The 17,865-nt window shown below is 63.3% G+C and carries 15 protein-coding genes; 7 read left to right on the plus strand and 8 right to left on the minus strand.

What is annotated here, in order from left to right; all coding sequences use genetic code 11:
• Positions 1–37: 37 nt before the first annotated feature.
• Positions 38–1,171, minus strand: a complete 1,134-nt coding sequence (locus tag BHD07_RS30470) for an ABC transporter ATP-binding protein (RefSeq protein ID WP_338284153.1) — start codon at positions 1,169–1,171, stop codon at positions 38–40.
• Positions 1,171–3,018 carry an ABC transporter permease gene (locus BHD07_RS30475; RefSeq protein WP_338284154.1) on the minus strand — a complete coding sequence of 616 codons (1,848 nt, stop codon included), beginning with the start codon at positions 3,016–3,018 and terminating at the stop codon, positions 1,171–1,173. The genes BHD07_RS30470 and BHD07_RS30475 overlap by 1 nt, the downstream gene beginning before the upstream one ends.
• A 515-nt stretch (positions 3,019–3,533) precedes the next feature.
• Between BHD07_RS30475 and BHD07_RS30480 the strand changes: the two genes are divergently transcribed.
• Positions 3,534–4,520: a LacI family DNA-binding transcriptional regulator gene (locus BHD07_RS30480; RefSeq protein ID WP_338284155.1), complete on the plus strand. Its 987-nt coding sequence runs from the start codon at positions 3,534–3,536 to the stop codon at positions 4,518–4,520.
• 65 nt (positions 4,521–4,585) lie between these two features.
• Here BHD07_RS30480 and BHD07_RS30485 read toward each other — a convergent pair whose 3' ends face one another.
• The 6 genes from BHD07_RS30485 to BHD07_RS30510 all read right to left on the minus strand — a co-directional run bounded on the left by BHD07_RS30485 (position 4,586) and on the right by BHD07_RS30510 (position 11,571).
• Positions 4,586–6,229 carry a Na/Pi cotransporter family protein gene (locus BHD07_RS30485; protein WP_338284156.1) on the minus strand — a complete coding sequence of 548 codons (1,644 nt, stop codon included), beginning with the start codon at positions 6,227–6,229 and terminating at the stop codon, positions 4,586–4,588.
• Between the two features lie 79 nt (positions 6,230–6,308).
• Positions 6,309–8,027, minus strand: coding sequence for a metallophosphoesterase family protein (locus BHD07_RS30490; protein WP_338284157.1), 1,719 nt, complete (start codon positions 8,025–8,027; stop codon positions 6,309–6,311).
• Positions 8,021–8,638, minus strand: a complete 618-nt coding sequence (locus tag BHD07_RS30495; RefSeq protein WP_338284158.1) for a dual specificity protein phosphatase family protein — start codon at positions 8,636–8,638, stop codon at positions 8,021–8,023. The genes BHD07_RS30490 and BHD07_RS30495 overlap by 7 nt, the downstream gene beginning before the upstream one ends.
• A gap of 28 nt (positions 8,639–8,666) precedes the next feature.
• Positions 8,667–9,545 (minus strand): inositol monophosphatase family protein, encoded by an 879-nt coding sequence (locus BHD07_RS30500; protein ID WP_338284159.1) that lies wholly within the window; start codon positions 9,543–9,545, stop codon positions 8,667–8,669.
• 96 nt (positions 9,546–9,641) lie between these two features.
• Positions 9,642–10,496 (minus strand): MurR/RpiR family transcriptional regulator, encoded by an 855-nt coding sequence (locus BHD07_RS30505; protein WP_100670828.1) that lies wholly within the window; start codon positions 10,494–10,496, stop codon positions 9,642–9,644.
• A gap of 49 nt (positions 10,497–10,545) precedes the next feature.
• Entirely contained in the window at positions 10,546–11,571 is a 1,026-nt protein-coding gene (locus BHD07_RS30510) for a polyamine ABC transporter substrate-binding protein (RefSeq protein ID WP_445190508.1), read from the minus strand.
• 199 nt (positions 11,572–11,770) lie between these two features.
• Between BHD07_RS30510 and BHD07_RS30515 the strand changes: the two genes are divergently transcribed.
• From BHD07_RS30515 to BHD07_RS30540, 6 genes are all read left to right on the plus strand, one after another.
• A complete protein-coding gene (locus BHD07_RS30515; RefSeq protein ID WP_338284161.1) occupies positions 11,771–12,853 on the plus strand; it encodes an ABC transporter ATP-binding protein in 1,083 nt (360 codons plus the stop codon).
• Between the two features lies 1 nt (position 12,854).
• Positions 12,855–13,757, plus strand: a complete 903-nt coding sequence (locus BHD07_RS30520; protein ID WP_338284162.1) for an ABC transporter permease — start codon at positions 12,855–12,857, stop codon at positions 13,755–13,757.
• Positions 13,758–13,767: 10 nt separating this feature from the next.
• A complete protein-coding gene (locus BHD07_RS30525; RefSeq protein WP_338284163.1) occupies positions 13,768–14,598 on the plus strand; it encodes an ABC transporter permease in 831 nt (276 codons plus the stop codon).
• A 1-nt stretch (position 14,599) separates the two neighbouring features.
• The gene (locus tag BHD07_RS30530) at positions 14,600–15,727 is read left to right on the plus strand and encodes a DmpA family aminopeptidase (RefSeq protein WP_338284164.1); all 1,128 of its coding nucleotides are present in this window, start codon (positions 14,600–14,602) and stop codon (positions 15,725–15,727) included.
• A gap of 379 nt (positions 15,728–16,106) precedes the next feature.
• Complete coding sequence (locus BHD07_RS30535; protein ID WP_338284165.1) at positions 16,107–17,138, plus strand: four-carbon acid sugar kinase family protein; 1,032 nt, start codon at positions 16,107–16,109, stop codon at positions 17,136–17,138.
• 3 nt (positions 17,139–17,141) lie between these two features.
• Positions 17,142–17,843, plus strand: a complete 702-nt coding sequence (locus BHD07_RS30540; protein ID WP_003532059.1) for a FadR/GntR family transcriptional regulator — start codon at positions 17,142–17,144, stop codon at positions 17,841–17,843.
• Positions 17,844–17,865 lie beyond the last annotated feature (22 nt).

Here is a 17,865-nt window from a genome sequence, read left to right on the forward strand (position 1 = left end):
TTTTCTCCCTCCGCAGGTTTTTCCGGTTTGTCGGTTATCAGTTGTAGGCGAGGCTTCTCAGTCGCGCGTCCGCCTCCGCGATCCGGCGGCCGTCCGTATCGAAGACATGCAGGGCCTCCGCCGGCGCGAAGAAAAACACCCTGGCGCCCTGCTCGATCCGCGGCAGAACATGGGTCGTCAGGAACAGGGTGTGGCTCTCGCTCCTGAGCTCCAGGATCCAGTTGCCTCCGGTCGGCAGAACGCCGGTCACGGTTGTCTCGCCGGAGAAGCTGCCCTTCGGCACATCCTCGATCCGCGTTGCATAGCCGATCGCCTCCGGGCGGATGCCGACGGAGCCTACCCCCGTGAGGTGCGGATAACGCGTGGCAAGATAGGCCTCCGCCTTGTCGGCCACGTCGGACGTGCCGGGCTCGCCGAAGGTCAATATGTTGATCGGGGGACTGCCGACGAACTCTGCGACGAAACGGTTCGCCGGGCGATCGTAGATGTCGTTCGGCGTGCCCATCTGCTGCAGAGTGCCTTCGTTCATGACGGCGATCGTCGTCGCGAGCGTCATCGCCTCCCATTGATCATGGGTGACGAAGACGATGGTGGTCTTGAATTCCTTATGCAGCCGCTTGAGCTCCGCCCGCATTTCCAGGCGCAACCGCGCATCCAGATTGGAGAGCGGCTCGTCGAGGAGCAGCACGCCGGGGTTGATGGCCAGCATGCGGGCAAGGGCCACTCGCTGCTGCTGGCCGCCCGACAATTGCGACGGATAGCGGTCCCGGTATTTGGCGATATCGAGCGCCTGCATCACGCGCTCGACGCGCTCCTCCCTTTCCGCTTTGGGGAGCTTCCGCAGTCTGAGGCCGAAATCCGTGTTGCGCTCGATCGTCAGATGCGGCCACAAGGCATAGCTTTGGAAGACGAGGCCCATCTCCCGCTTCTCCGGCGGTACGAAGACCCCGCCGGCCACGCAGTCGACCACACGATCGCCGACCCTGATTTCGCCGCCCGACAGGTTCTCGAGGCCGGCAATCATCCGGAGCGTCGTGGTTTTCCCGCAACCCGATGGCCCGAGGAGGCACATGAATTCGCCATCTCGGATCTCGAGATCGAGATTGGACACGGCGTTTGCGGAATTCACGCCGTAGTTCTTCTGCGCACCGCGCAGGTTGATCGTTGGCATCAGCTTCCAAGTCCTTCTGCAAGATTCGTGCGGGTCAGCTTCTGGGCGATGAGCGTGCCGCCATAGGCGATGGCGGCGATGATGAGCACCACGGCATTCGCGGCCTGCGTGTAGTGGTAGTCGACCAGCCGCAACGAATAGGTGGTCAGCACATCCGTGCTCGGCACCGCCAGAATGACGAAAAGGCTGAGGCCCTTGATCCCGGAGATGAACGGCAGCAGCACCCCCGTCACGAGCGAGCCCTTCTGGATCGGAATGACGATCGAGATCATCCGCCTGAGCCAGCCGGCTCCGGCGACCTGGGCCGCCTCCTCCGGGTCCTTGCCGAGCTGCGTCATGGCCGAGATGCCGGCGCGCGAGGCGTAGGGCATCTGGTCGGCGATGAGCGCGAGAACGAGGATGATGACCGTGCCATAGAGCGCCGGCAATGGGCCCCGGGGAACCGCGAAAAGCGACAGATAGGCAGCGGCAAAGGCGATGCCGGGCACCAGATAGGGCAGGAAGGTCACCTGCCGAAGATAGACCGACAGGAGGCGCACCGGCGTGCGGATGACCACGTAGCCGACCAGCAGGCCGAGAATGCCGGAGGTTACCGAGGCGAGGCCGACGATCGTCAGCGTGTTCTTTGCAGCGTCCCAGAGATCGGGGCTCAAGAGGATGCCGGTCTTCAGGGCAATCGTGTCGAGATCCCGACCGATCCAGTAGTCCAGCGTGAAGTTGTCGAGCGTGAACCTCGCAGGCATCTTCATGATCGTCGACAGCAACAAGGTGAGGAGCGGCAAGCCTACGCTCAACAGAAAGACCGTGGCGGCGAATCCCGCCGCCGGCAGACGCATGCGGCCAAGGCGACTCTGCCGGTTCATCGACCCCTTCGAACCGATCGTGACGAACCGCCGTGCCTCGCGCACCAGCCGTGCATCGATCCACAGAGTGATGATGCCTATCAGCATGATCGAGCCGGCGATCACCCCGGCGACGCCCGTCTGGCGCGAGGCGATGCTGCGGAAGAGCGACGTCGAGAGAACTTCGAACTTGACCGGCAGACCGAGCACATAGGGCACGCCGAATTCGCCCAGGCACTTGGCGAAGATGAGCACCATCGAGGAGAGCAATGCCGGGCGCATCAGGGGCAGGATGATCTGCAGCGCCACCTGGTGGCGCCTGGCGCCGAGAATGCGTGCCGAATCTTCGAGCTGGGAATCGAAGCGCCTGAGCGCCGAGCCGAACAGGAGGATGACGAAGGGCGTATAGTGCAGCGCGAGGATGATGGTGATCGGAATCCGGCCATAGGCAAGCCAGTCGGGCGGCGTCAGGCCCATCGCTTCCAGCCATCCGGGCTGGCCGCCGACCGTACGGTTCTTGAAGAGCGTCGTCCAGGCGAGCGCGAAGGTCCAGGCCGGCAGCATGTAGGGCACGATCAGCGCGGTCGCGAACCAGCGGCGCCCGAACATGTCCGTCCGGCTGATGAGCCAGGCAAGCACAGTGCCGATCAGCAGCGACAGCGATATGGCGCCCACGGCAACCGAGAGCGTATTGAAGAGCGGTCGCCAGAACAGGTCCGCCGACACCGGCGAGAACAGCGCTCTGTCGAGATAGTAGAGCGTGAGATCGCCGACATCCTTGCTCAGGCGCCGCTCGTGCCCGAACTGCACGCGCACGGCGTCGAGCACGATGGAAATGATCGGAACGACGATCAGGTATGTGAACAGCAGCGCCGTCAGAACACCGATCAGGGTCGTGGGTTCACGCAGGGCAACCTTCAGCCGATAGCGCCATGCCTGCCAGGCCGAAGGCGTGGCAGACCGGTTTTCGGCTGCCGCCTTTGCCGGTTCACTTAGAAGAGCCATTGTTCCTCCCATGGCCGCTTATGCTGCTTCGCCGGCATCGATGTCCGTCGCCGCGCGCTGAAGTCGTTTGCGGGAAGCTCGGGCCGGCTGTACCACATCGGCAGCCCGCCTCCGTTCCTCCCGGGCCGTGCCGTTGGTGCGACGTCGCCGCCAACAGCTTCGCGGCGTCTCCTCCCACTGAGACGAACCGCGCCGTCGTCCGGCCCGCTGACGGAATGAAAATTCCAAATTCCGTGTCTTTATGGAACGTATGATCGATTCAGTCCGCCCGTTTGTCAACAGAAAAATGCACACGTGATCAGTCATCTATCATATTGTATTTACTGTATATTTTTGATAAGCACACGTGTTCATTTGTATTCCCGCTCCGGAACGGGCTCGATGTGCCTGTCGGGCCCGGGAAAGGCAGCAGGGGTTGAAAGCCGGCCGGCCGCGGCCCGAGCAATTTTCCGCTTGGAACTTTTCGCGGTTCATGGCCTCTGATAGAGGGCTGATCGATGCCGAAAGGAGGACGGATGGCGAGGGCTTTTGTGACGGCTGAGGAGGTCGCAAAACGTGCGGGCGTCTCACGCTCGGCAGTATCGCGTACCTTCACTCCCGGTGCCAGCGTTTCGAAGACTGTCCGGCGCAAGGTCCTGAAGGCTGCCCGCGAGCTCGGCTATCGCGTCAATCGGCTCGCCCAGGTCTTGAACAATGACCGCTCCAACCTGATCGGCGTCGTCGGCGCCAATCTCTCCTCGCCCTTCATTTCCAAGCAGCTGGACCTGCTGAGCATCGGGCTCTTGCGCCAGGGTAAGCAATGCCTCCTTCTGAATGCCGCCGACGCCCGCCAGGACATAGCCCCTCTGATCGAGCTTCTGTTCGAGTTTCGCGCCCAGGCGATCGTCGTTCTCTCCGGCGAGCCGCCCGCCTCGATCGTCGATGAATGCATCGCCAATGGCGTGCGTCTCATCCTCATCAACCAGCGTCTCGACCGCACGGACACGAACATGGTGCTGAGCGACGACTCCCACGGCGCCGACCTCGCGGCACTGCGGCTGATTGAGGCGAAGTGCAAAAAAGTCGCCGTCGTCACGAGCGGCAGCCAGACCCCCGCCCAGCTGCGGCGCGCGAAGGCCTTCACGCAACGAATGCAGGCCGAGGGCGTGGACGTCGTCGCCTGGTCGGGCGGTCCGACGAGTTACGAGTCCGGGCTGCAGGCGGGGCGTGAGCTTCTGGTCGACAAGGCGATCGACGGTGCCTTCTGCGTGACCGATCTTCTGGCGCTCGGCTTCCTCGACGCGGCGCGGCTGGAAATGAACCGGCGGGTACCGCAGGACGTCTCGATCGTCGGCTTCGACGACATTCCGCAAGCCGGTTGGAAAAGCTACGGGCTCACGACGGTTGCCCAATCCTTCCAGGCCCTGACGGAAAAGGTGCTTTCAGCCCTGGACAGCGACGAACCGGAAACGCGGATGCAGGTCGTGCCGGTAGCCCTGGTGGAGCGACAGACGGCGCGCTAAGGCCTGTTGATTCGGGCACGTCCGGATGGAAGACGCTGCGCACTCCTCCTGGAAATGCTTCAGCTTCAGACGGCCTGGCGGATGCGGCTCTCGATCAGGAGGCCGCTGCCGTCGAGGATCGGGTGGGCAACAGAAGCGACGTGGGCGTTGATCCGCTTCAGGTCGCGCAGCATGTCGAGATGCAGCGAACTCGTCTGCATGCTGTCCAGCCGCCCTTCGCGCAGGCGCAGAAGGTGGCATTCCGCCGATTGCTTCTCGAGCCGGCGCACCTCCTCCTTCACCTCCACGAGACGGCGTGCCAGCTCAGCGTCGCCGGTCGCGAAGACCGCCTGGGCCATGCGCAGGTTGTCGAGCGTGATCGCGAAGAGCCTTGCGAGTTCGCCCTGGCCGTCCTCGGAGAAGCGCAGGCCGAGGCTGATCTTCTTTGCGATCTCGGGATGCAGCCCCTTCTCGATGATATCGCCGATATGCTCGAGGTTGATGGCATAATCGACGATATGCCGGGCCCGGCGGTGATCGTCTTCCGTCATATCGTCCTTGCCCACCCTCGACACGTAGAGCTTGATCTCATGCTGGATCCGGTCCACCCGCCCTTCGAGCATGCTGATATCGGCAAGCATCGCGAGGTCGTTCGTCTTGAGCGCGTCCAGGGCCCGCACCAGCATGCTCTCGATCAGGTCGCCCACCGCCATGACCTCGCGACCGGCACCGGCAAGTGCGGCGACGGGTCTCGCGAGGGCCTTCATGTCCAGGTAGCGTGGCCCGTTGTCGCTCTCCGCCTCCTGCGGGATGAGGCTGGCCGTCAGCCCATAAAGGAGGGGCGACACTGGAAAGGCGATCAGCGCCACGGCCAGGTTGAACAGAAGATGGGCATCGACGGCGAGCTTTTGCGGCGAAAGCCCTGCCAACTCCATGAATTCCGCACAATAGCCGGCCAGCGGCAGGGCGATGGCGCAGCCGGTTGCCCTGACGATGAGGTTGCCGATCGTTACGCGCCGCGCGCCTGCGGAAGCGCCGAGCGTCGCAAGCACCGGCGGCACGGCCCCGCCGAGGTTGGCACCTAGGACAAGAACGACGACGAGCGCGGTCGAGATGCCGCCCGCGGAGGCCAGCGACAGGATGAGCACCACGATGGCGAGACTGGAGGAGGCGAGAATGGCGAGTGCGGCGGCGAAGATCAAAGCCACCGGCCAGGCATTGTCGAGCATCGCCAGGAAGGCGCGGAGTGCCGGCGACTGCAGAAGCGGATCGGTCGCCGCTGAGAGCAGATGCAATGACAACAGCATGAGGCCGATGCCGACGACGGCGCTGCCGGCGCCGCTGCGCGCGCCGGACCGCGCTCGGGCGAGGGCAACCCCGGCGAGAATGAGCAGCGGCGACAGCCAGCCGAGGCCAAGCGCCACGATCCAGGCCGTCGCGGCCGTCCCGACATTGGCGCCCAGCAACACGAGCTGTGCCATCGCCGGCGCAATCAGGTCCTTTTCCACGAAAGAGGCGACCATGAGTGCGGTCGCAGTCGAACTCTGGAGGGCCACTGTGGCTACGAATCCTGCAGCGAACGAACGCAGCCCGCCGCGCGTGCCGGCGGCGAGGCCGGTCCTCAGCCGCGCGCCCCAGGCCCGCGACATGCCGTCCTTGACCTGTGCCAGTCCGTAGAGCAGCAGCGCGACCGCGCCGAAGAGATTGATGCCGACAATGGCCGATTCCATGAGCCCACCCTAACCTGCCTGCCAACGGGTTGACGCGACGGTGCGCCTCTCTTCCCGCGCCGCATAGGCCATCGACCACTCACGCCGGAGCGTCTTGCTGCACGGGATCCGAGGCAACGACGATCTGTTCCTCACCATTTTCCGCGCGGTCCAGAAACAGACCCAACGCTCCAAGGAATATGGCAAGGAAGCCTTTCACCGAACTGTCGTGTCGGTTCCCCGGCGCGCATCCGAACCGTTCGGCCAGAAAACGATAGAGGGGCAGCCGCGATTTTTCGATATGCGGCAAAGCGAGCGATGCCCCCTGCCGAAGGCAGTACCAATCGGCGACGAGCTCGATCATCGGCAGGCTTCTCAGCTCGGCGATGTCGATCGCCGAAGCGTGCACCAAAGCGGACAGCATCGGCGCGCCGCCGGCGCTCTCTTCGGTGAAGAGACACGCGATCTCCTCGAGCGTGAGGTCTGCCACGCGCTCGACGACTGCCGGCGGCCATTCCTCGGGAAAATAGCGGTGGCTGACCAGTGCCCGCTTGTGTGCCCTGAGAAAGGCTCCGTAAGTGGAGCTTGAAAAGGCGGCCTCCGGCTCTTCGCCGAGCAGCGCGACTTCTCGTTCATAGGCGCTGCGGAGCCGCTGGTCGGCAGGCAGTCCGGACAGCTCCACCGTCTCCACGACGACGCTCCCCTCTCCCGGATGCGCGATCTTGAAGGCCGGCGGAAAGGCTACGAGCGACGGGACCGCAATATTGGTGAGCGACCGGTCGCTGCCGCGGCGCGTGACGCCCTCCACATGAAGGTGCCCGCTGAAATGGAGCGACAGTCCGGCCGCAAGCAGCGCCCGCTCGACATCCTTTCGGGGTGTGCGCCGGGCGATGTTGGTCTCGCCGAACAGCGCTGCCTCGGCGCCGGTCGCGCCATCGAAAGGGTCGAGCACCGGATAGTGCGAAAAGGCAAGCAGAGTCTTCCCGAGCCTCCGTGCCCGTGCGCAGACGTCGGCGATCCAGGAGACGACAAAAGGCTTGCAGCGGATCATCGCGTTCCAGCCGCCCGAGGTGCTGTCGATGAAAGCCGCTTCCTCACCCCATTCAAACGTCCCGTTTACGGGTTCGAAGACATTGGCATCGATCATCAGCAGCCAGAGACCGGGCTCGGGTTCGACCAGATAGGACGCGTCCATCAACTCGTAGCGATTGCTGCCGTCCGGTGAGGCCACCCCGTATCGGCGGTCTTCGACCGCATCGGAGGTGCCGAACGGGGTCTCCCAATGGAGATATTCGGGCCTGCGGAAATAGCCGAAGGCCGCCATCGGATCGAGGCCCGCCGGATAGCCTTCGCAATACATCCGGTCACTGACGGTGACGCCACTGCCCGCGCGGTTCGCATCGCTGGTGACGAGAATGCCCCGGCCGTCGCGGCCGAGGAATTGTTTTGTGTGATGCCTGCCCCGCGGCCCGAAGATGTCGTGATTGCCGGGAAGCGCATAGAACGAGATGTCGAACGCATCGGCGTGCTCATGGAGAATGTCCCGCAGAGCGCTCGTGGTCGCGCGTTGGCCGTCGTCCGTATAGTCCCCGAGCAGCACGACGTGACGGATGCCGCGCCGGCGCACCTCGGCAAGGGCCGCCAGAAACGCCTCCGCACTTTCATTGAAGACGCGTGTGGATTGCCGGGTGTCCGCCCAGCTGCGCATGGTGACTTCCCGACCCTCGACGGCCACTCTCGCAAAGCCGAAATCCGTTTCGACATCGTGGAAATGGGCATCGGCGATTACGGCGACGGCCGGCAGGGTACGCTTCAGCATGGCCTCTCCTTCTGCCGTTCGCGCTCGATCATGTCGATCCAGGCGGAGGCCTTCCTTGCTGCCTCGTAGAGCATCGGCTTCGGCGTCTCGAACCATTCATCCGGCATCAATTGCCTGCGCGTGCGGATCGCCGCCACGGCATCTTCAAGCGTCGGGTAAAGGTTCGGTTGCTGCTTGTGGAGGAAAAGCGCGACGAGCGAGACGGAGCGGCTTCGTCCGCCGCGGCAGTTGACGAGAATGTTTCCGCCGTCCCGGAACGGATAGGTGGGCCGCTTCGGCATCGACTGGCGAAGCGCACCGTCGAGTATGTAATAGGCTCCCAGCATCATGGTTTCGGGGCTGCCCTCGTCATCGATCATGCCGATCTTGTAGTAGCGTATTGCCGCGAAGCCGGACGCCCTGCGCTCGCCATCGGCCTCGTCGGAAGGCCCCTCGACATAGTTGATGTCGAGGTTGATGGCACAATTCACGACGGCCGTGATGCCGTTTTGTCGCAGAAGCCCCAGGTCGCGGGCGCCTTCGCTGCCGCCGATGTAGAGAGCGGAGCCGTGCGGCCCCAGTCCCTCGGCAATCAGGCTGATGGCCGGTCGGGTATGGACAGGTGCATCCATGCAGTCTCCTCTTCGCGGCCACGCCGCGTCAGCCTCCAATACGCCAATCGGCCGGTCCGCGCGCTGCTCGGGCCGGAGCCGTCTGCCGGTCCGTCGGCATCGCATATGCGGCCAGGGGTATGTTCGAGGCGCGGCTCGTGTCCGATGCGAGGCCGGGCGCCACGGCAAGAGCCGGGCCACCGGCATCCAGGCTGCCGATCTCGAGGTATGGGCAGACGACTCCGCCCGCCTCGCTCACGAGCAGAAGGCCGGCAAGGCAATCCCAGGAATTCATGTGCAGTTCAATATAGCCGTCCGAGCGGCCATCAGCGACGTAAGCGAGCGCCAATGCGCCGGAACCGGCGCGGCGAACATTGGCGCCCATCCCGAGCAGCGCTTCCATGACGCCGAGATAGGCCGTGTTCGGCACGCGCATCGACCAACCCATTTCCAGCGACGCAGCGTCGAAGCGGGCGGTCTGGGCGACCCGGATGGGAACGCCGTTCCGCGTCGCGCCCGCCCCTCGGCGCGCGAAGTAGAGCTCGTCCAGCGCCGGATTGTAGATCGCGGCGATCTCGGTCGCCCCGTTTTGGACAAAGGCGATCGAGATGCAGAAATGCGGGATGCCCCGCGCGAAATTCGCCGTGCCGTCGATGGGATCGACCACCCAGACCCGGTCGCTTATCGCTCCCCCACCCTCTTCGCCAAAGAAGCTGTCGCCCGGAAAATGCGCGGCAAGCGCGTGGCGGATATAGGCCTCGGAGGCGGCATCCACTTCGGTCAGGAAGTCCTGAGGCCCTTTCATCGAAACGTTCTGCCTGGCCTCGCCATGAAACCCTTTGAGGGTCAATGCGCCGGCTGAGCGAATGATCTCGCGACAAAGTTCTGCACGACTATCGAGGTCATCGGAATAAGGCTGTCGACTCACCGGCGCTTCCACTTCATTGCACACGCGCGCAATATTGCACACGTGTTCATAGGGTTCAAGCCCGTTTAGCAACCGCAATCCTCTGACCATGCGTGTTCAATTTTCGAAATCGCCGAAGATGTCCTGCAGGCGGGTGAGCGTGTCGACCCGCTCGCTCACCTCCTCTCCGAGCACGACGATGACGTTGCTCAACATGAGGTCCATAACCGCGGTCATGGTCGCGGCGCCGTCCCAAAGCGGTCCGTGGGAACCGGGAACGACGAGACAGACATCGGAAACGTCCTTGCCCCAAGGGCAGAATTCGTCGGTCAGGAGGACAACCTTGACGCCGGCGCGGCGCGCTTCGAGGGCGAGCGGCTTCGCCTTTGAAGCGAAGCGGCGGACATCGTGGAGGAACAGCAAACGCCCCTCGACCGAGCCGTCCAGCAATTCGGCGTAGGTACCGTTGAGGCCGTCGACAAATTGCACGCGGGGCCGCGTGTACGAGAGCTGGCTCGCGAAATATTGTGCAATGCCGCGCACGTTCTGGTAGGCGGCGACATAGACCTCGCTGGCGCCGACAAGCGCCTCGATCGTCTGTTGCCATTCCGGCGCGCTGGTGAGTTCGTATATCTGACCGAGATTGTCGATCTGCTGCTGGATGAGGCGGGCAAGGAGTTTGCCCTCTCTCCGGTCCTCTTCCAGCCGATCGACCTGCGCCTTGACCTGCCAGGCCGGGTTCGACCGGCCGCGGCGCAGCTCGCCCTTGAGCTCATCCAGCCCGTCGAAGCCCATGCGGCGCAGGTAACGGCCCACCGTCATGGGCGAGAGTTCCAGTCTCTGAGCGATCGAACGCGCCGTCTCGAAAGGCAGATCGGCGATGTTGCGCTCGATATAGTTGGCGATCAGCTTGTCGGATTTGGACCGTCTGAGGTCGTCGGACTGAACGAGCTTCAGAATTCGTTTCGACACGTCGCCCTCTTCCAAAGGACCGCCCGTCCAAAGACGGGCGGGTACGCCATCACTGCGCCGTCTTCACCCGCGTCCAGGCGCGATCGAACTGACGGAGCGCCGGCCCGAGATCCTCGAAAATCTGCAGGCGCGCCATCGTGTCGGCCGGCGGATTGATTTCCTTGCTATTCTTGATCTGCTCGGGGGTCAATTGCCGCGCGGGAACATTGGCGGTGCCGTTGGTCTGCTGCGCCACGTTGAGCGCCGCCACTTCCGGACGCGTGTAGAACTGGAGGAACTTGATGGCATTCTCCTTATTTGGCGCGCTTTTCAGGACACAGATATCTTCCTGGTACATGGTCGCCCCTTCCTCGGGGATTACGTAGCCGAGGTCCTTCTGATTGCCGAAGACGTCGACCATGGCTCCGACGAAGAAATGGCCGGCTGCGACGTCGCCGGATTGAACCATGGGCCGCGTGTCGTAGGTGAAGGCCGCCACATAGGGCTTCATTTCAATGATCGTGTCGGCCGCCTGCTGGAGCTGCGCCGGGTCGGCCGAGTTGACCTTGTGCCCGTTGAGCATGAGTCCTACGGCGAGCACCTCACGCATGTCGTCGAGAAGTGTGAACTTCAGCCCCTTCTCCTTGACCGTGGCGATCAGGTCCTTCCAGCCGGTGATGTCCTTGCCGAGCACTTTGCGGTTATAAAAAATGCCGACCGATCCCCAGGCGTAGGGCAGGCAGTATTCGCCGTCCGGATCGCTCTTGGCCCGCAGGAAGGAAGGATCGATATTCTTGAAGCCCTCGTAGCGGCCAATGTCCGTTTTCTCCAGGAGGTCGAGCTTGGCCATGATGTCGTGCATGTGCACGGAGGGAAAGACGATGTCGTAACCCGTCGCGCCGCCCTGGATTTTCGCGAGCATTTCCTCGTTGGAGGAATAGGTCGACAGGTTGACCTTGATCGAGGTCTCCTCCTCGAATTTCTTGAGCACCTCCGGATTGATGTACTCACCCCAATTGTAGATGTTCAGTTCTGCGGCACATGCCAGGCCGGTCGTCGCCAGAAATGCGGCAAGGGAAAACGCAGTGCCGCGCATCCATGCGCGGAGTCCGGATGTGCCGGCGCGATCATTCGCTGTCATCGAAATTCTCCTCTGAAGTTTCGGTGCGCCCGTGCGTTCCCTGCACCGGCTTTTCCCGCCACGACTTCTTCCGGCCGTTGACTTGGATGCACAAATGGTATCCATATATCCTAATCGCACAAGCGTTATTTTAATAACATTTTGGGGAACGATGATGCGAGAATCCATAGTCTGCCTGGAGAAGGCGGCGAAGACCTTCGCCGCGCCTGAAGGCCACAGCGTGACGGCGCTCGGGGCGATCGACCTCAGCGTCCGCCGGAACGAATTCCTCACTCTGCTCGGTCCCTCCGGTTGCGGAAAGACAACCCTTCTGCAGGCGATCAGCGGTTTCGTGGAACTCGATTCCGGCCGGATCCTGATCGATGGTGACGATATGACGGAGCGGCCGCCCTATCGGCGGCCGGTCAACACCGTTTTCCAGAATTACGCGCTCTTTCCCCACATGAGCGTTGCGGAGAATACGGGCTACGCGCTCGAAGTGGCGGGGGTGGCGAAAGCGGAGCGCGCCAAGCGCGTGGCCGAGGCGCTGCACTTGGTTGGCCTGGAGGGTCTGGAACGCCGCATGCCGCGCCAACTCTCCGGCGGCCAGCAACAGCGTGTGGCACTCGCCCGTGCCATCATTGCCCGCCCCAAGCTTCTCCTTCTCGACGAACCACTCTCCGCGCTCGACAAGAACCTGCGCCAGGCCATGCAGATCGAACTCAAGACATTACAGCACGAGCTCGGCATTTCCTTCATCTTCGTCACCCACGACCAGCAGGAAGCGCTCACCATGTCCGACCGCGTCGCCGTGCTTTCCGGCGGGCGCATCCAGCAGATCGATACGCCGCGCGCTGTCTACGACCGACCGAAGAGCAGCTTCGTGGCAACCTTCGTCGGTGCGAGCAACCTTTTCGCGGGACATGCGGACGAGGTGCAATTCGTGACCGATGACGGGATCGCCATTTCCCATGCGCTGCCGGGCTCCACGGGACCGGCAACGGCGCTTATACGGCCGGAACAGTTCTTCCTGGCAGGTCCCGGCGAAGGCTTCCCGAGTCTTGACGTGGACCTCGAACAGATCGTCTTCGTCGGCTCGGTGTTCGAAATCTTCGGCCGCACGCCGACCGGGCGGCGTGTCATCGCGGAAATTCCGGCCGCGCGCCGCAGTCTCATCGGCGAGATCGAACAATCGCGCCGCGCACGCCTCGCCTACGACCCCTCAGCCGTCCATCTGATCCCCGCCGAGGCGGCCTGACATGTCGTCGATCGCGCTGCGCCGCCGCACTCAGCTCGCCGTCCTGATCGGTCCGGTCTCGATTTTCCTCGCCGTCTTCTTCCTTGGGCCGCTTGGGATCATGATCGTCACGAGTTTCCTTGCGCCCGGTCTTTACGGCGGCGTGGAATGGACATGGTACCCGCACAACTACGGCCGCATTCTCGGATTCGCCGATGCGATGTTCGAAGATTTCGACCCGGTCTACATTTCCATCTTCCTTCGTTCCCTGAAGATCGCCGCGCTGACGGTGGTCGCGACGCTGCTCGTCTGTTATCCGGCTGCCTTTTGCATCAGCCGGCTTTCGGAACGCTGGAAGAATTTCTGCCTCTTCCTGATCACCCTGCCCTTTTTCACCAGCCTTATCGTCCGGCTGTTCATCTGGGTGCTGATCCTGCGCCAGACCGGCCTCGTCAACGGCGTATTGCTCGGCACGGGCCTCATCGCCCGGCCGCTGGACCTGATATATACCGACGGCGCGATCATCCTCGGCATGGTCTACATCTTCATTCCCTTCATGTTCATGCCGGTCTATGCGAGCGTGGAAAAGCTCGACTGGACGCTCGTTCGCGCCTCCCTCGATCTTGGTGCCGGGCCGGTCCGCACTTTCCTGCGCATCATCCTGCCGCTGACGGCGCCCGGGATCGCCGGCGGCGCGCTGATCGTCTTCATCCCGGCGCTCGGCAACTTCGTCGTTCCCGCGGTTCTCGGCGGGGCCAAGGTGATGATGCTGGGCAATCTCATCGAGCAACAGTTCCTTTCGGCGCGGAACTGGCCCTTCGGATCAGCGCTCGCGATGATGGTCATGAGCGTCATGCTCGCCCTGCTGTTCGTCCATGTGATCCTGTCCGGCCGCCGCGGGATCGATGCCGCGACCGGCCGCTGAAGGAGGTGCAATGAAAATCCTCGCTACCCTCGGACGCGGCAGCCTGATCGCATATACCGCGCTGTTCTTCGCCTTCATCTACATCCCGCTGGTCTTGATCGCCGTCTATTCGTTCAACTCCAACCCCGTGAACATGATGACGTGGACGGGGTTCACCACCGAGTGGTACGCACAGGTTCTCGGCTTCAAGACGACGGTCTCGGAGAACGCGCTCTATATCGAATCGACCGACCAGCTGATTCAAGCCGTCTGGAACAGCCTGGTCATCGCCGCTTCGACGACGGCCATCGCCACGATCCTCGGAACCGCGATCGCGATCGGGCTCTACCGCTTCGATTTTTTCGGCCGGCGCCTCTACAGGGCCGTCATGTTCATGCCGATGCTGATGCCGGATATCGTGCTCGGCATTGCGCTTCTGATCTTTTTCGTGAATGCCGGCGTGAACCTCGGCCTGAAGACGATCATCATCGGTCAGTGCACCTTCCTGATCTCCTATGTCTTCATCGTCGTCTCTGCCCGCCTCGCCGGCATGGACCGCACGCTGGAGCATGCTTCGGCCGATCTCGGCGCGAAGGAATGGACGACCTTCCGGAAGGTGACATTCCCGCAGCTCCTGCCCGGCATTGTCGGCGGCGCTCTCCTCGCCTTCATCATCTCGATGGACGACCTGGTCATCACCTATTTCATCGCCGGCGTCGACGTGACGACGCTGCCGATGTTCATCTTCGCCATGCTCCGGCGCGGCATCAAGCCGGAGATAAACGCAATCGCCGTGATGATGCTGACCTTCTCCTTCGTCGTCGCCTCGCTCGGCCTCTACCTCCGTTCCCGGCAGAAGTAACATGAATCAGACGCCCAAGACCAAAGTCCGCGCTCGGGATCTCGGCCTGCCTTTCTTCGGACCTACGGGACCCAACAATGCCATTACCGACGTGGAAGGCGTCGCCGTAGGCTTCCGCACGATCCGCGAGGAGACGCCGCGGCCCGGCCGCAACCTGCCGGTGCGCACGGGTGTGACCGCGATCCTCCCGCATGCGCAAAGCGATACACCGGTCCCGGTCTATGCCGGCGTGCATCGCTTCAACGGCAATGGCGAGATGACCGGAACGCACTGGATCGAAGACGGCGGCACGTTCCTGGGGCCGGTGATGATCACCAACACCCACGCGGTCGGTATCACGCATCATACGACCGTCCGGTGGATGCTGGAGCGCTACGCCTCGACTTACGAGACCGGTGACTTCCTCTGGCTCATGCCGGTGATCGCGGAGACCTATGACGGGGTGCTGAACGACATCAACGGCATGCCGGTCTCTGAAGCGGATGTGCGTGCCGCCCTCGCGGCGCTTGCGCGCGGGCCCGTGGCCGAAGGGAATTGCGGCGGCGGGACCGGCATGATCGCTTACGGCTTCAAGGGCGGCACGGGCACGGCATCGCGCATTCTCTCCTTCGGCGGCCGGGACTACACGATCGGCACGCTCGTGCAGGCAAACCATGGCCAGCGGGACTGGTTGACGATTTGCGGCGTGCCGGTCGGCAAGCACCTCCGGGACAACACGCCTCAAAGCCAGTTGCAGGAGCGCGGATCCATCATCGTCGTGATCGCCACAGACCTGCCCATGGCGCCTCACCAGCTCAAGCGGGTCGCACGCCGCGCCGCTATCGGCATCGGCCGTAATGGAACGCCTGGCGGCAACAATTCGGGAGATATCTTTCTCGCCTTCTCGACCGCCAATAAGCAGCCGATGCTCCATCGCGCGCCACCTTTGCTGTCCCTGCAGATTGTCAACGACGAACAACTCGACCCGATCTACGCGGCGACGGTGGACAGCGTCGAAGAAGCCGTCGTCAATGCAATGCTGGCGGCGGAGGACTGCGGCGGCACGCCACATGACCGTCTGAAGATCGACGCGATTCCTCATGACGCGCTGGTCGACCTGCTCGGACGGTACGGCCGCCTTGCAGTGTGAAGGCGCAGATCAACCTTTCCGGGCGGACGTGCGTAATTTCACAACGGTGAGAGCGACGCGCCGTGCCGTCCGTCGGTTCTCCTGAACTTAAGGTCACATGAGACGGGCTGCGTCAGAAGCCCGGCAGAACTCCTGAACCCGCGACAGATCGGCCACTGTCACGATCGATAGGCCGCCTCTTTCTGGTATCGGAAGGCGAACATGCGCTGCATCGTCGGCCGGCTCGTGGCCGTACGGGGCCACATAGCCTTCATCCCCCAAAAGGCAATCAGCAGCTCACGCAGCGGCATATTTGTAAATTTAAATTTGCAAATCCTTGCAATACATGTAGAAAATACGGCACGTAAGATAACAACAATCGGATTTTCAGCGTCTCCCCATGCTTGTCATTCTCGCCGATGATCTGACGGGTGCCCTTGATTCAGCTGCCCCGTTTGCGGGCCGCGGCCTTCATACGGAAGTCGCTCTCGCCCTGGGCTCCGTGGATGCTGTACTGGCGGACGGACCGGACGTCCTCGTCGTCAACGTGATGTCGCGCGAGGTTTCCCCGGATGAGGCGCGCAAGGCAACATCCGACGTCCTGAAGCACGTCCCCGAAGATGCGCGGATTTTCAAGAAGGTCGACTCGCGACTGAAGGGCAATATCGAGGCCGAACTCGACGCTACTCCTTTTTCGCGCGCCCTTGTCGCGCCGGCCATCCCGGATTTCGGCCGTATCGTGGTCGACGGCCAGGTCCGCGGGTTCGGTGTGGAGGCGCCTATCCCGGTCGCCCAAAGGCTCGGCCGGCATGCGGCTCGGGCATTGGTCCCCGATACCATGTCGCGCAAGGACATGCTCGCCGCATTGGCAACCGCCGAGACGGCCGGCTGCGATCTCATGATCGGTGCGAGAGGTCTTGCCGATGCACTTGCCCACCGGATGACGGATAGCGAAACGCTGCCGCTGATCCCGCTGCCCCGCAAGCCGATATTGATCGTCGTCGGATCGCGCGACCCGATCACCGTCGAGCAGGTCGACGTGCTGCGCGATAACCGCCCCGCCGAGTATATCCCGGCGGTCGGAGGCAGGGTGCTGAAGCCTGGCACCCCGGCAACCGGGCCGGTGACGATCATTCAGGCGGTCGAAGGCGAGACGCCGCTCAGCCCGGCCGAGGTCTCCGCCAACCTGGCCGACAGCGTCGTTCCGGCCTTCACCGGCGCGGCCACGACTCTGCTTCTTACCGGTGGCGCAACGGCCGAGGCCGTGCTGGCAAGAATGGGCGTTTCCCGTTTCCGCCTCCTCGGCGAATGCATGCCCGGAATGGCGCTGGCCTTCGCCGACGGCCGCTATATCATCACCAAGTCCGGCGGCTTCGGTGGACCGGAAACGCTGAGCCACATCGCAAGGCAAATCACGGGGGAGGCGAGATAGACGATGGGACTGCAGGAAGGGACCCCCCGCAAGGGCCTGCCCGACATCGTGTTCGAAAGAATGCACCGCGCGATCAAGTCCGGCGCCTATAAGCCGGACGAGCGTCTACCGACGGAGCACGAGCTGGCGACGGAGTTCGAGGTATCCCGGCCGATCGTCCGGGAGGCGCTGAAGCGCCTCAGGGACCAGGGGCTCATCTATTCCCGGCGTGGCGCGGGCAGTTTCGTGAGAGCCGTGGGCCTTCGCGAGCCGCTCGGTTTCGGCCAGCTCGAAAACGTCGCCGATCTCCTGAACTGCTATGAATTCCGGCTGACGCTGGAGCCTGCGGCTGCGGCCGCGGCAGCGCTCCGGCACGACGAGACGAGCCTCGCATCGATCCGCCGGGCACTTGAACTGCTGCGCGACGCCACCAACCGGCAGTCCCACCGGGAGGATGCCGACTTCCAGTTCCATCTTGCGATCGCCCGTGCTGCCCAGAACAGCTACTTCTCGACGGCCATGGAGGCGCTGAAAGAGCACATCGCCGTGGGCATGAAGTTCCATGGCATCTCGGTGAAGCGAGAGGCCAGCGGCCTCTCCAGGGTTTTCGCCGAGCACGAGGCGATTGCCGATGCCATCGCCGCCGGCAGTGCGGAGGAGGCCCGCATGCTGATGCTGAAGCATCTGACCGGATCGCGCGACCGCCTGTTCCTGGCCTCACAGTAGAGGCAGAACCGGCCGGGGAAGG

The organism is Sinorhizobium sp. KGO-5 (genome assembly GCF_036245905.1).
In the GTDB taxonomy this organism is placed as follows: Bacteria; Pseudomonadota; Alphaproteobacteria; order Rhizobiales; family Rhizobiaceae; genus Sinorhizobium; species Sinorhizobium meliloti_A.